The following is a 13,094-nucleotide window of genomic DNA, read 5'->3' on the forward strand; positions in this document are numbered from 1 at the left end:
CCTATGTCAACAACTCAAGAAACAAAAGTAGAACAAGAAGCAATTAAACGCGATTTTTATCATTTAATCATCAATGGCGAGAAAGTAAAAAGCAGCACAGGTGAAACGATCAAGACATACAATCCGGCAACGGGTGAGCTGGTGGCTGAAGTAGCAAAGGCATCAAAGGAAGATACAGAAAAAGCAGTTGCAGCAGCACGTGAAGCATTCGATAATGGTAAATGGAAGAAGTATCCTGTAGGTCGTCGTGCACAGGTGCTAAATAAAATTGCTGCGATTATGCGTTCTCGTTTTAATGAACTTGTTGAGCTTGAAATTCTTGACACAGGCAAGACGATCCACGCTGCTCAAGGACAGATCACGCAAGCGATTGAAGACTTTGAATTTTATGCTGGAGCGATCGTGGGTCACCGCGGCACAGTTAACAATGTTCCTGGACAATTCCATAACTATACTGAAAAAGAACCGGTTGGTGTTTGTGCGCAAATTACTCCATGGAACTATCCAATGATGATGGCTGCTTGGAAAATTGCCCCTGCTATTGCTGTTGGCTGTTCTGTTATTGTTAAGCCGGCATCCCTTACTCCGCTGACAACGATTGTCCTCGGTGAAATCTGTCAGGAAGCAGGCGTTCCAGCAGGCGTTGTAAATATCGTTCCGGGATCAGGAGCGGAAGTAGGCGATTATTTAGTAGGACACCCACAAGTAGACAAAGTAGCCTTCACTGGCTCTACACCAATTGGGAAAGACATTATGGCCAAAGCTTCTCAAACATTAAAACGCGTAACACTTGAACTTGGCGGTAAATCTCCTAATCTTGTATTTGCCGATGCGGACATTGATGCAGCAGTAGATGGTTCATTATTCGGAATCTTCTATAATAGCGGACAATCTTGTGAAGCACGTTCTCGCCTGTATGTTCATGAAGATATCTATGATGAGTTCGTTAGCAAATTTGTTGAAAAAGCAAAAAGTATTAAACTCGGTGATCCATTTGATAAAGGAACACACATGGGTGCCATCATTGACCAAGGTCAGCTTGACACAATTGACGGCTATGTGAAGTCTGCGATCGAAGACGGCGCTGAAATTCTTGCCGGCGGAAATGTAGCACAGCCTGAAGGCTATGAGAATGGCTTCTGGTATGAGCCGACTGTCATTGCAAATGTGAACCATGACATGAAAGTCGTTAAAGAAGAAATCTTTGGTCCAGTTGTTGTCGTAATGAAATTCAAGGATGAAAAAGAAGCGATCAGACTGGCGAATGATACAGAGTTCGGCCTTGGCTCTGCAATCTGGACAAAAGACGGTGCCCGTGCAACTCGGGTAGCCAATCAAATCCAAGCAGGAATCGTTATGGTCAACTGTCCATTCTCTGCATTCCCGGGCACACCATTCGGCGGATACAAACAATCCGGCTTTGGCCGTGAGCTAAGCATTGAGTCACTGGATCTCTACACAGAAACGAAGAGCATCCTGTCTTACTATGGCAGCCGTCCGATCAATCCATTAGGAGTTTAATTTATTGATGAAGACGGACAGGTGGCATTCAGGCCTCTTGTCCGTTTTCACGCATAAGGGGGAGAACAACATGATCAACCGCATTGGAGTCGTCGGTTCCGGTGTGATGGGCAGAGGAATTGCCTATGTGGGAGCCGTTGGCGGTTACTCAGTGACAGTAGTAGATATTAATGAAGCGGCCTTGCAAAATGCGAAACAGGAGATTGATTCGATTTTTGAAAAAGGCCTATCGCGCGGCAAGATTACAGCAGAAGCTGCTGAGCAAGCGCGCAAGAATTTAAGCTATGAAAGCGACCTGGCACAAGTGGCAGCTGCCGCTGACTTAATTATCGAAGCTGTTCCTGAAAAAGCGGAAATTAAGAAGCAAGTGTTTGAGACGATTGAAGAGCATGCTCGGGAGCATTGCTTCTTTGCAACGAATACTTCTACAATGAGCCCGACAGAGATTGCTTCATACGCGAAGCGCCCGGAAAAAACTATCGCGATGCATTTTTTTAATCCGGTACATAAAATGCCTCTCGTTGAAATTATCCGCGGCTTGGAAACAAGTGATGAAACAGCAGCTGTGATTAGAGAAGTAGCCGAGAAAATGGGCAAGGAAACAGTCGTTATTAACGAGTTTCCTGGATTCGTAACCAGTCGGATCAGTGCTTTAGTCGGCAACGAGGCGTTTTACATGCTACAGGAAGGCCTCGGTACCCCGGAAGAGATCGACAAAGCGATCAAGCTCGGCTTAAATTATCCAATGGGTCCATTTGAATTGGTTGACCTTGTTGGTTTGGATGCCCGCTTGAACAACTTAAAATATTTGCATGAAAAGCTTGGCGAGAAGTACCGTCCGGCACCGCTTCTTGAACAATATGTGAAAGCGGGAAGACTTGGCCGTAAAAGTGGAAAAGGCGTTTACGATTATACGAACAAGGAAGAGTTGGTAAAAAAATGAGAGAAGTAGTCATTGTTGATGCAGTCCGCACACCGATTGGTAGATATAAAGGAGCTTTAAAAGACGTTAGACCGGATGATCTTGGCGCCGTTGTTATTAAAGCGCTGCTTGAAAGAAATCCGAGTCTTCCGCCTGAACAAATTGAAGAAGTCATTTTTGGCAATGCCAATCAGGCGGGTGAAGACAACCGTAACGTAGCGAGAATGTCCGCTTTGCTTGCGGGACTTCCAGTGGAAGTCGGCGGCACGACAGTGAACCGTCTGTGCGGTTCAGGGCTTGATGCTGTGATATATGCAGCGAGAGCGATTGCCGTTGGCGAAGGGGACATCTTTATTGCCGGGGGAACAGAAAGCATGACACGCGCACCGCTCGTTATGGCAAAGCCGGATAAGGACTTCCCGCGTGGAAACATGGAATTGCAAGATACGACGATTGGCTGGCGCTTTACGAATCCAAAGCTTCACGAAATGTACGGAACAGATTCTATGCCGCAAACGGCAGAAAATGTAGCGCAGCGTTATAACATTTCCCGTGAGGATCAGGACAAATTTGCGTTTGAAAGCCAGCAGCGCGCAAAAAAAGCCATGGAAGAAAACCGTTTTGCGGAAGAGATTGTGCCAGTCGTATATAAAGACCGCAAAGGGAATGAAATTGTCATCGATACGGATGAGCATCCGCGACCAGATACAACTATTGAAAAGCTTGGCAAGCTAAGACCACTGTTTGCAGATGGAACAGTGACAGCTGGAAATGCCTCAGGTGTAAATGATGGAGCTTCTGCTTTGCTAATTATGAGCGCCGAAAAAGCGAAGGAATTGGACTTGAAGCCGCTTGCCAAATACGTTACAGGAGCGACAGCGGGACTAGAGCCTGCTGTAATGGGGCTTGGACCGATCTACGCATCAAGAAAAGCACTCGGACGCGCTGGCTTGACAGTGGACGACCTGGGACTTATTGAGTTGAATGAAGCGTTTGCTTCTCAATCGCTTGAATGTATCCGCCAGTTAGAGCTGGACCAAAGCAAAGTAAATGTCAACGGCGGGGCGATTGCTTTTGGCCATCCGCTTGGCGCAAGCGGCGCTCGTATTTTAACAACGCTTCTTTATGAAATGAAAAAACGCGATGAAAAATATGGATTGGCAACGATGTGTATTGGCGTCGGCCAAGGGATTGCTGCAATCGTAGAAAATATAAACGAATAATAAAGATTGTAGGAAAAGTCGATTTTCTAAGCTTTTAGGCTGATTGAAATCGTTTCGTTTGTCTACGATCTGGGATAAATAGGATCACTCGATAAACAGGCTGTCCTTCAGGCGCCAGAGCTCTTTTCTGCTAAGGGAAAGGAAGAGCAGCGGCAGGCGTTGGACAGCTTTTTTGATAGAAAGGGAGAAGAAACATGTCGACTGTTTTATATACAAAGGAAAACAACATTGCCTATGTAACGATTAACCGTGAAAAAGCTCTCAACTGTTTTAACTACGAGACACTTAAACGCCTGCAAGAAGTAACCGATGAAATCTCCATTGACCCGGAAGTAAAGGTCGTAATTTTTACCGGTGCCGGTGAAAAAGCATTCAGTGCCGGTGCGGATTTAAAAGAGCGTAAAACATTGACAGAAACAGAAGTCCGCCGAAATGTTAAAGCGATTCGTGATGTTTTTAACAGCATTGCTGCCCTTCCACAGCCGACAATTGCTGCTGTAAATGGCTACGCGCTTGGTGGCGGGTTTGAATTGATGATCGCCTGCGACTTCCCAATCGCGGCAGCGGGGGTCCAGATGGGGCTTACAGAAACAAGCTGGGCGATCATCCCGGGAGCTGGCGGCACACAGCGTTTGCCAAGATTGGTAGGAGAAATGAAAGCGAAAGAACTTATTTTTACCGCCAAGAAATTTACGGCTGAAGAAGGCTTAGCACTCGGTGTAGTATTAAAAGTTGTGCAGAAGGAAGAATTAATGACTGCCTGTGAACAGCTTGCCGCCGATATGATGAAAAATGGACCTGTTGCCTTAAAGCAAGCCAAATATGCCATTATCCAAGGAATGAATACCGATTTGCAAACAGGACTTGCTATTGAGTCGAAAGCGTACGAACTCACGATTCCGACAGAAGATCGCTTAGAGGCGCTTCAGGCATTCAGTGAAAAAAGAGCACCAAAATTTATTGGAAAGTAAGTAATTTTTCCAATATCACGTTATAATAAGAGAATCAAAGGAAAGTGATGCAACGACGATCAAAGAAGAAAGAGTGGGAGAGATGGCGAATACACAATCAATGATCTTCACGATTTATGGCGATTACATTCGCCATTACGGCAATAAGATATGGATCGGCAGCTTAATCCGTGTATTGAAAGAATTTGGCCATAATGAGCAGTCCGTTCGTGTGGCCGTTTCACGAATGGTGAAGCAGGGGTGGATCCAATCGGAGAAGAAAGGAAATAAAAGCTATTATTTTCTGACACCACGTGGAGAAGTGCGCATGGAAGAAGCCGCCCGCCGGATTTTTAAATTAAAGGCGCACGAGTGGGATGGCAAATGGCGCATGCTGATGTATACCATTCCTGAGGAGAAGCGGCAAATTCGCGATGAATTGCGCAAAGAGCTCTTGTGGAGCGGTTTCGGCAGCTTTTCCAACGGATGTTGGATTTCACCAAATGACCTTGAAAAAGAAGTGAAAATGCTTGTAGAGAAATACGATATTAGTTCCTATGTCGATTTCTTTGTCGCAGATTATAAAGGACCGCAGGAAGACCGTGCGCTTGTTGAAAAAAGCTGGCCGCTTGATGAAATTGAAGGTAAGTATGAAGAATTTATTTCTACATACAGCAAAAGATATATTGTTCATCAAAGTGCCATGGCAAGTGGACAAATGACCGATGCTGAGTGTTTTGTTGAGCGGACGAATCTTGTGCATGAATACCGCAAGTTTCTTTTTACCGATCCTGGGCTTCCGAAAGAACTGCTGCCGTCTATGTGGAATGGCGATCATGCGGCTCTTTTATTCGCTCAGTATTATAAATTGCTTGCTGAACCAGCCAGCCGGTTTTTCGAGGAAGTATTCCGTGAAGACAATGATATGCGCCGCAAGGACAAGTCGTATGACGCTGCTGATCATCCATATATCGTGAATTAAATGAAAAAGAAAGGTGCAGAGCACCTTTCTTTTTTACGGATAAAATGTCAGAAAAGATGCTTTTAATGATGTCTCGGCGCGTGAGAAGATCCATTACTTTTCTTTAAAAGTTTCTCGGAATTCATAGCCTTTTTGGACGTAAGTATCAATGGATAGCTGAATGAGCTCGAAATCCTTGTCGCTTAGTTCGCGAACGACCTTTCCGGGTGAACCGACGACGAGCGAGCGGGGAGGAATCTTTTTGCCACTTGGAACTAAAGTGTTGGCGCCAATGATGCACTCTTCTCCAATTTCTGCATGGTCAAGAATGGTTGAGCCCATGCCGACAATGGAGCGTTTTCCTATCTTGCAGCCGTGTAAAATAACATTATGGCCGACCGTTACTTCATCCTCAACGACTACCGGCGCTCCTTCATACAAGTGAATCGTTGAGTTATCCTGAACGCTGCACCGCTTGCCGATCGTGATGGTGCCCTCATCCCCCCGCAGTACAGCATTAAACCAAATGGTTGATTCCGAACCGATATGCACATCTCCGATAAGATAAGCACCAGGTGCAATAAATACGTTTTCTTCGAGCTGCGGATTTTTTCCGTTATATGTAACAATCATGGCATACCCTCCAAATATGAATTTACGCAATTGTTTTTCTTTTTTATTTATTATAACATTTCTTTTAAGAGGAGGAGAAAAAATGATAGACGTTTGTGAATTGCTCCAGATTGACTATCCCATTATTCAAGGGGGAATGGGCAATATTAGCAATGCTCAGTTGACGGCTGCTGTCTCAGAAGCGGGCGGGCTGGGCACGATTGGCTGTGGTACAATGCCCCCTGACGAAGTGGAAAAAATTATTCTAGAAACAAAGCAGCGCACGAATAAAAATTTTGCGGTGAATATCGCGATTAGCGTGTCGCCTTATACAAAGGAACTGATTGACCTGGTTATCCAGCATAACGTACCCGTTGTATCGTTGTCAGCTGGCAATCCGGCTCCGCTTATCCCGGTGCTGCATGACCATGGGATAAAAGTGATTGCGCTTGTTGCATCTGTGAAGCATGCGCAAAAAGCAGAAGCGGCGGGAGCGGACATTCTTGTGGCAGAAGGCTTTGAAGCGGCAGGAATCAACTCTAGCCTCGAATTGACAACCTTTGCGCTCATTCCGCAAATTGTGAAGCATGTGAACGTGCCGGTGCTTGCGGCAGGAGGAATTGGCGACGGCAAAGGATTGGCGGCGGCTCTTATGCTTGGCGCGAGTGGTGTGCAAATGGGGACACGGCTTATTGCAACGAAGGAAGCGCCCTTTCATGAAGTATACAAGAACAATCTGGTGCAAGCAGGCGATACAGAGACAACGATTTTTGGACGCAGCGTAGGGCGGGTAAGACGGATTTTGAAAACACCTTATGCCAAGCAATTAACTGATCAGGAGCAGGCGGGAATGACGCTTGAACAATACGCGGAATGGACGTCTGAAGAAAAGCATGTCAAAGGGGCGATGGAAGGCGATATGGAAAACGGCTTTATTAATAGCGGCCAAATTGCAGGTCTGATTGAAGATGTTCCGACTGTAAAAGAATTGCTTGAAAGAATGGTGGAAGAGGCGGATGAACAGTTGAATCGCTCGGCGCAGGAACTAAGAGAAGTGAGGTCACGAGCGGGAAAATAAACAGCACCTCCTATTGCCGGCAAGGGTCATCCGTGGTAATATGTTCAGGTGCACGACTGTGAGAAGTGAAATCATTTTCTTAAAAAAGCTTTTCATTGGAGAGGGGATTAGCCGCTCTCTTTTTTTATCGAGAAAATGCTGTAATTTTGGAAGAGAAAGACTTTTCTAAAAACATTGTTGACTCATCTATTACCGATTGGTAAAATGACGTTGGAATAACGTTATACATAAAAAGGGTAATATTAAAGAAAAAATAATGTAAGCGTTTTCTGATTTCAACAACTTTTATGGGGTGAAAAAATGGAACAAAAAGAACAATGGTCGTCTAAGCTAGGGTTCATTTTGGCAGCCGCAGGTTCAGCTATTGGGCTTGGTGCCATCTGGAAATTCCCTTATGTAGCTGGAACGAGTGGGGGAGGAATTTTTCTTTTAATTTTTATCCTCTTTACGCTTCTTGTCGGACTGCCGCTTTTAATCGGGGAATTTATTGTCGGTAGAAGTACGCAAAAAGATGCAATTGAATCATATAAGGAGCTGGCGCCGAATTCGTCCTGGCATTTTATTGGCAGACTCGGCATCTTCACATGCTTCGTTTTATTATCGTTTTATAGCGTGGTAGGCGGCTGGATATTAATTTATATTTTTAAAGGATTGACTGGAGATTTAAGTGGATTGACAGAAGCCCAGTATGGTTCTTTATTTGGAGAAACGATTTCCAGTCCATTCTTGTCTGTCTTTGCTCAGTTTCTCTTTATGGTCATTACCATTTATGTTGTCTCTAAAGGAGTAACAGCAGGAATTGAAAAGGCCAGCCAGTTTATGATGCCTGCTTTATTTATTTTATTCTTGCTTATCATTATACGCTCTGTCACACTAGACGGATCGATGGAAGGCATTGAGTTTTTCTTGAAGCCTGATCTATCAAAGATTACATCGGAAACGATTTTGTTTGCGATGGGACAGTCTTTCTTTGCGCTAAGTGTTGGGGTATCAGTCATGGTCACATACAGCTCCTACTTATCTAAAAAAGAAAGCATCCCGCAGTCGGCTATTTCCATCGTTGTATTGAACCTGCTCGTCGCTATTTTAGCGGGACTGGCTATTTTCCCAGCTGTTTTCTCATTCGGATTAAAGCCGGATGCAGGTCCAGTTTTACTGTTTAACGTATTGCCGACGGTCTTTAACCAAATTCCATTTGGCGTAGTCTTTCTAATTGCCTTTTTAGTTCTATTTTTATTTGCAACATTAACATCGGCCTTTTCCATGCTGGAAATTATCGTCGCTGTGTTGGCAAAAGGGAATGACAGCAAGCGTATGAAATTTTCTTGGATTATTGGAATGCTTATTTTTATCGTCGGTGTTCCGTCCGCTTTGTCTTTTGGCGTGTGGAGTGATGTATTAATTTTTAATAAATCAATTTTTGATGCAGCCGACTTTCTCGTCAGCAACTTGCTAATGCCGCTCGGCGCTTTGTTAATTGCTATTTTTGTTCCGTTAAAGATTCCGAAGCAAAGATTGTTGGAAGAGATTTCTTCGGGGTCATCTATCGGAAAGAAGATTTTCTCAGCTTGGTTCTTATTAATTAAATATTTAGCGCCAATTGCTATTATCATTGTTTACTTGGATGTGCTCGGCATCATTTAATATAAGCAGTAAAGGCCGGAAAAAGCAGAAGAATAGAGTGAAATCAAACGTTTGAAGGTGAAAGCATGGATGAGACAGATATTCAACTTTTGAAAATTCTTCAAGAGGACGGAAGAATTACATTAAGCGATCTATCGAAGAAGTTATCCCTTAGTCGGCCAAGCGTAGCCGAACGATTTACGAGGCTAATGGAAAAAGGGGTGATAGACAAGATAAGCGCAAGAGTATCTCCCAATGCTGTCGGCCGCAACATTCTTTTATTTATCCAGGTGAGTGAGGTAAGAGTTCCTTATGATGAATTTGAACAAATGACGCTTGAACACCCGGACATTATCGAGTGTCACCGTTTGACCGGCACAGTCAATTACTTATTAAAAGCAGCGGTCAACGATATGGAGCATTTGAATAAGCTGATTGATTATTTAATCCGATACGGCATTATTCATACGTCCATCGTACTGAAGTCCCCGGTTCCTGAAAAGATTATTTTGCCCTCGGACGACGAACAGGAATGGCCGTAAATAAGACTGTGGATAAACTAGCAGGTAAGAAGTAAAAAGTTGTTTGCGTGTTGAAGCCTCTTTCATATACAGAAAGAGGTTTTTTTATGGCTGTCATTTCTGGAAATGAAAGTGTTTTACAAAATGAATAGGAATAATAAAAAATACATTCGAAAAGTAAATGAAGGTCTGAAAATTCAATCACATTGATATATATATATGTAATTTAACCTTTTATAATTAAAGTAAATAATATGTTTATAAATCAGCTGTTTGACGCCTTTGTGAAAGGGCTTACAAAAAATAAAAAATGACAACGAGGCTAGCGTTTTTTTCGCGGCCGCATAAGAAGATGTAACTATTCATAATGAAAGCAGGGATTGAATATGAGTCTAGTAAAAAAAACCTCCATTACAGAAGATTTCACACTTTTTGACAAAATGTCTGAGCACGAACAAGTTGTTTTCTGCAACGACCCGGCAACAGGGTTAAAGGCCATTATCGCGATTCACGACACGACACTCGGGCCGGCGCTTGGCGGTTGCCGCATGCAGCCGTACAACAGTGTAGAGGATGCTCTGGAAGATGCTCTTCGTCTCTCCAAAGGAATGAGTTATAAATGTGCGGCTTCTGATGTAGATTTCGGCGGAGGAAAAGCAGTGATTATCGGCGATCCGCAAAAGGATAAATCCCCTGAATTATTCCGGGCTTTTGGACAGTTCGTCGATTCTCTTGGCGGCCGCTTTTACACAGGAACGGATATGGGAACGAACATGGAGGACTTCATTCACGCGATGAAAGAAACCAATTGCATCGTCGGTGTGCCGGAAGCTTATGGCGGTGGCGGCGATTCTTCGATTCCAACGGCGATGGGTGTTCTGTACGGAATTAAAGCAACGAACAAAATGCTGTTTGGCAAAGATGATCTCGGTGGCATCACTTATGCCATTCAAGGGCTTGGCAAAGTGGGCTACAAAGTAGCAGAAGGCTTGCTGGAGGAAGGGGCTGATTTGTTTGTGACAGACATTAATGAACAAAGCCTGCGGGCGATCCAGGAAAAAGCAAAATCAACACCGGGTTCTGTCACTGTAGTAGCCAGCGATGACATTTACTCTCAGGAAGCGGATGTGTTTGTTCCTTGTGCTTTTGGTGGAGTCGTCAATGATGAAACGATGAAGCAGTTCAAAGTGAAAGCCATCGCTGGTTCAGCTAACAATCAATTGCTGACGGAAGATCATGGAAGACAGCTTGCAGACAAAGGGATCCTTTACGCTCCAGACTACATCATTAACTCCGGCGGTCTTATTCAAGTAGCAGATGAATTATATGGGGTGAATAAAGAGCGTGTACTTGCTAAAACGAAGCACATTTATGATGCCATTCTAGAAGTATATCAGCAAGCTGAACTAGATCGGGTAACAACAATGGAAGCCGCCAACAGAATGTGTGAGCAGAGAATGGCAGCAAGAGGCAGACGAAACAGCTTTTTCACTTCTTCTGTTAAGCCAAAATGGGATATTCGCAACTAATATTGTTCGGGGAGGCTATCATGGAGACTCAATATCCAATCAAAAGAATCATTGATGATGAAGGAAATTTGGTAGATGCTTCTTATCAGGAGCAACTGGATGAGCAGCTCGTAAAGCAGCTTTATTACCATATGCATAGAATTAGAACGTTTGATAGAAAAGCGATTAGCTTACAGCGTCAGGGGCGCCTCGGCACTTATGCACCATTTGAAGGACAGGAAGCTTCTCAGGTTGGCAGTGCGCTGGCACTTGGCGAAGACGACTGGATGTTTCCAACTTATCGTGACCATGGAGCAAAGCTTACTTTTGGCGCTGATATGGCTAAAACTTATCTTTATTGGAATGGACGGGTAGAAGGCTGCGTGCCGCCGGAAGGGAAAAACATTTTTCCACCGGCTGTACCGATTGCGACACAGCTGCCGCATGCAACAGGCGCGGCTTGGGCTGAAAAGCGCAAAGGAACGAAAAATGCAGCTATCGCCTACTTTGGTGACGGAGCTACGTCAGAGGGAGATTTCCATGAAGGGCTGAATTTTGCCAGCGTCTTTAAAGTGCCGGTTATCTTTTTTAACCAAAACAACCGTTATGCGATCTCTGTGCCAATTGAAAAGCAGATGAATTCCGAAACGATCGCTCAAAAAGCCGTCGCATATGGAATGCCGGGGGTACGCATTGATGGCAATGACTGTTTCTCTGTTTACTTTGAAGTGAAGAAGGCACTCGATCATGCCCGCAGCGGCAACGGCCCGACATTAATTGAAGCGGTAACTTGGCGCACAGGCGCGCACACCACGGCTGATGACCCGACAAAATACCGTCCGGAAGACCAGGGCAAGCATATCGTAGAACCGCTCTTACGCATGGAGCGCTTCATGAAAAATCACGGTTACTGGGATGAAGCATGGATCGCTGAAATAGACGAAAAGATTAAAGCAGAAGTAGAAGCGGCTGTTGAAGCAATGGAGAGTTATCCGAAGGCCAATGTCGAAGATTTGTTTGATCATGTATATGCGGAAATGCCAGCTCAGCTCGCTGACCAGAAAGAATCCTATCTCGCGCATTTGAGGAGGGGGTAAAATGGCAATGGAAATGGAAGTAAGAGATATACCGCAAAAGAAAGAGACTACTCAGTTTTTGACCATCGTGCAGGCTGTAAATGATGGCATGAACACATTGCTTGAAACAGATGACAGCGTCATGATTCTTGGGGAAGATATCGGGAAAAACGGTGGAGTATTCCGGGCGACAGAAGGACTTCAGGAAAAATTCGGTGCTGATCGTGTGATTGATACACCGCTGGCAGAAGCGGGTATTATCGGAACGTCCATTGGTCTCGCGGTAAATGGATTTAAACCAATCGCTGAAATTCAGTTTCTCGGCTTTATTTATCCGGCTTACGAACAAATTATGACACATGTATCCCGGATTCGAATGAGAACGATGGGCCACTTTACCGTGCCAATGGTCATTCGTGCGCCATATGGAGCCGGCATCCGCTCGCCGGAGATCCATTCTGATAGCACAGAAACACTGTTTACCCATATGCCGGGAATTAAAGTTGTTTGTCCGTCCACTCCTTACGATGCAAAAGGATTGCTCATCGCAGCGATGGAAGATCCGGACCCTGTGCTCATGCTGGAGCCGATGAAGAGCTATCGTGCTAAGAGGGAAGAAGTGCCGACTGGCAAATACACAGTTGAAATCGGCAAAGGGAAAAAGGTAAAAGAAGGAACAGATGTAACATTAATTGCTTGGGGAGCGATGATGACAGTCGTCGAAAAAGCAGCTGAACAAGCAGAGAAAAAAGGCATCAGCTGTGAAATCATTGACTTGCGTACACTCTATCCAATCGACAGTGACATTATTGCCGAGTCTGTACAAAAAACAGGCAGGGCCGTGATCGTACATGAAGCTCACTCAACAGGCGGGCTGGGCAATGACATTGCTTCCATTATTAATGATACCTCTTTCTTATATCTACGGGCACCGATTGAGCGTGTTACTGGCTTTGATGTGCCTGTTCCATTCTTCGCTCTTGAAGAGGATTTTCTTCCAACGCCGGCACGTGTCTTGGAAGGTATTGAAAAAGTTGTTCATTTTTAATTGTCCGGCTTAAGGCGCCACGAACCGGGCGCCTTCTGTTTTTCTATTATT

12 protein-coding genes are annotated in these 13,094 nt (G+C 44.6%); 11 read left to right on the top strand and 1 reads right to left on the bottom strand.

Going from position 1 to position 13,094, the window contains the following annotated elements; translation table 11 throughout:
- Positions 1-3 precede the first annotated feature (3 nt).
- The 5 genes from MKZ02_RS05005 (at position 4) to paaX (ending at position 5,598) form a co-directional block, all read left to right on the top strand.
- Entirely contained in the window at positions 4-1,521 is a 1,518-nt protein-coding gene (locus MKZ02_RS05005) for an aldehyde dehydrogenase family protein (protein WP_120034936.1), read from the top strand.
- A 70-nt stretch (positions 1,522-1,591) separates the two neighbouring features.
- Positions 1,592-2,464, top strand: a complete 873-nt coding sequence (locus MKZ02_RS05010; protein ID WP_340852203.1) for a 3-hydroxyacyl-CoA dehydrogenase — start codon at positions 1,592-1,594, stop codon at positions 2,462-2,464.
- Positions 2,461-3,666 carry a 3-oxoadipyl-CoA thiolase gene (pcaF, locus tag MKZ02_RS05015; RefSeq protein ID WP_340852204.1) on the top strand — a complete coding sequence of 402 codons (1,206 nt, stop codon included), beginning with the start codon at positions 2,461-2,463 and terminating at the stop codon, positions 3,664-3,666. The genes MKZ02_RS05010 and pcaF overlap by 4 nt, the downstream gene beginning before the upstream one ends.
- 194 nt (positions 3,667-3,860) lie before the next feature.
- Positions 3,861-4,637 carry an enoyl-CoA hydratase-related protein gene (locus MKZ02_RS05020; protein ID WP_120034932.1) on the top strand — a complete coding sequence of 259 codons (777 nt, stop codon included), beginning with the start codon at positions 3,861-3,863 and terminating at the stop codon, positions 4,635-4,637.
- A gap of 82 nt (positions 4,638-4,719) precedes the next feature.
- On the top strand, positions 4,720-5,598 hold the full coding sequence (gene paaX / locus MKZ02_RS05025; protein ID WP_120034930.1) for a phenylacetic acid degradation operon negative regulatory protein PaaX: 879 nt from the start codon (positions 4,720-4,722) through the stop codon (positions 5,596-5,598).
- Positions 5,599-5,691: 93 nt separating this feature from the next.
- On the opposite strand, the gene MKZ02_RS05030 is transcribed toward paaX, so the two are convergent.
- The gene (locus MKZ02_RS05030) at positions 5,692-6,210 is read right to left on the bottom strand and encodes a gamma carbonic anhydrase family protein (protein WP_120034928.1); all 519 of its coding nucleotides are present in this window, start codon (positions 6,208-6,210) and stop codon (positions 5,692-5,694) included.
- An 82-nt stretch (positions 6,211-6,292) separates the two neighbouring features.
- Here MKZ02_RS05030 and MKZ02_RS05035 point away from each other — a divergent pair, with 82 nt between their 5' ends.
- The 6 genes from MKZ02_RS05035 (at position 6,293) to MKZ02_RS05060 (ending at position 13,043) form a co-directional block, all read left to right on the top strand.
- Positions 6,293-7,267, top strand: coding sequence for an NAD(P)H-dependent flavin oxidoreductase (locus MKZ02_RS05035; protein ID WP_340852208.1), 975 nt, complete (start codon positions 6,293-6,295; stop codon positions 7,265-7,267).
- Between the two features lie 300 nt (positions 7,268-7,567).
- Positions 7,568-8,911 (top strand): sodium-dependent transporter, encoded by a 1,344-nt coding sequence (locus MKZ02_RS05040; protein ID WP_340852210.1) that lies wholly within the window; start codon positions 7,568-7,570, stop codon positions 8,909-8,911.
- Positions 8,912-8,976: 65 nt separating this feature from the next.
- A complete protein-coding gene (locus MKZ02_RS05045) occupies positions 8,977-9,432 on the top strand; it encodes an Lrp/AsnC family transcriptional regulator (RefSeq protein WP_120034922.1) in 456 nt (151 codons plus the stop codon).
- Between the two features lie 365 nt (positions 9,433-9,797).
- Positions 9,798-10,940 (top strand): Leu/Phe/Val dehydrogenase, encoded by a 1,143-nt coding sequence (locus MKZ02_RS05050; RefSeq protein ID WP_340852212.1) that lies wholly within the window; start codon positions 9,798-9,800, stop codon positions 10,938-10,940.
- A gap of 20 nt (positions 10,941-10,960) precedes the next feature.
- Entirely contained in the window at positions 10,961-12,016 is a 1,056-nt protein-coding gene (gene pdhA / locus MKZ02_RS05055) for a pyruvate dehydrogenase (acetyl-transferring) E1 component subunit alpha (protein ID WP_340852213.1), read from the top strand.
- Positions 12,017-12,023: 7 nt separating this feature from the next.
- Positions 12,024-13,043 carry an alpha-ketoacid dehydrogenase subunit beta gene (locus MKZ02_RS05060; RefSeq protein ID WP_340856328.1) on the top strand — a complete coding sequence of 340 codons (1,020 nt, stop codon included), beginning with the start codon at positions 12,024-12,026 and terminating at the stop codon, positions 13,041-13,043.
- Positions 13,044-13,094: the final 51 nt, after the last annotated feature.

The organism is Pseudobacillus sp. FSL P4-0506 (genome assembly GCF_038003025.1).
In the GTDB taxonomy this organism is placed as follows: domain Bacteria; phylum Bacillota; class Bacilli; order Bacillales; family Domibacillaceae; genus Pseudobacillus.

What these genes read in the sequence shown, in the direction of transcription:
- MKZ02_RS05010 (WP_340852203.1), top strand. Translation starts at nt 1,592, where the DNA reads ATGATCAACCGCATTGGAGTCGTCGGTTCCGGTGTGATGGGCAGAGGA.
- MKZ02_RS05020 (WP_120034932.1), top strand. Translation starts at nt 3,861, where the DNA reads ATGTCGACTGTTTTATATACAAAGGAAAACAACATTGCCTATGTAACG.
- MKZ02_RS05005 (WP_120034936.1), top strand. Translation starts at nt 4, where the DNA reads ATGTCAACAACTCAAGAAACAAAAGTAGAACAAGAAGCAATTAAACGC.
- MKZ02_RS05035 (WP_340852208.1), top strand. Translation starts at nt 6,293, where the DNA reads ATGATAGACGTTTGTGAATTGCTCCAGATTGACTATCCCATTATTCAA.
- pdhA (WP_340852213.1), top strand. Translation starts at nt 10,961, where the DNA reads ATGGAGACTCAATATCCAATCAAAAGAATCATTGATGATGAAGGAAAT.
- MKZ02_RS05050 (WP_340852212.1), top strand. Translation starts at nt 9,798, where the DNA reads ATGAGTCTAGTAAAAAAAACCTCCATTACAGAAGATTTCACACTTTTT.
- MKZ02_RS05045 (WP_120034922.1), top strand. Translation starts at nt 8,977, where the DNA reads ATGGATGAGACAGATATTCAACTTTTGAAAATTCTTCAAGAGGACGGA.
- paaX (WP_120034930.1), top strand. Translation starts at nt 4,720, where the DNA reads ATGGCGAATACACAATCAATGATCTTCACGATTTATGGCGATTACATT.
- MKZ02_RS05040 (WP_340852210.1), top strand. Translation starts at nt 7,568, where the DNA reads ATGGAACAAAAAGAACAATGGTCGTCTAAGCTAGGGTTCATTTTGGCA.
- MKZ02_RS05030 (WP_120034928.1), bottom strand. Translation starts at nt 6,210, where the DNA reads ATGATTGTTACATATAACGGAAAAAATCCGCAGCTCGAAGAAAACGTA.
- MKZ02_RS05060 (WP_340856328.1), top strand. Translation starts at nt 12,024, where the DNA reads ATGGAAATGGAAGTAAGAGATATACCGCAAAAGAAAGAGACTACTCAG.
- pcaF (WP_340852204.1), top strand. Translation starts at nt 2,461, where the DNA reads ATGAGAGAAGTAGTCATTGTTGATGCAGTCCGCACACCGATTGGTAGA.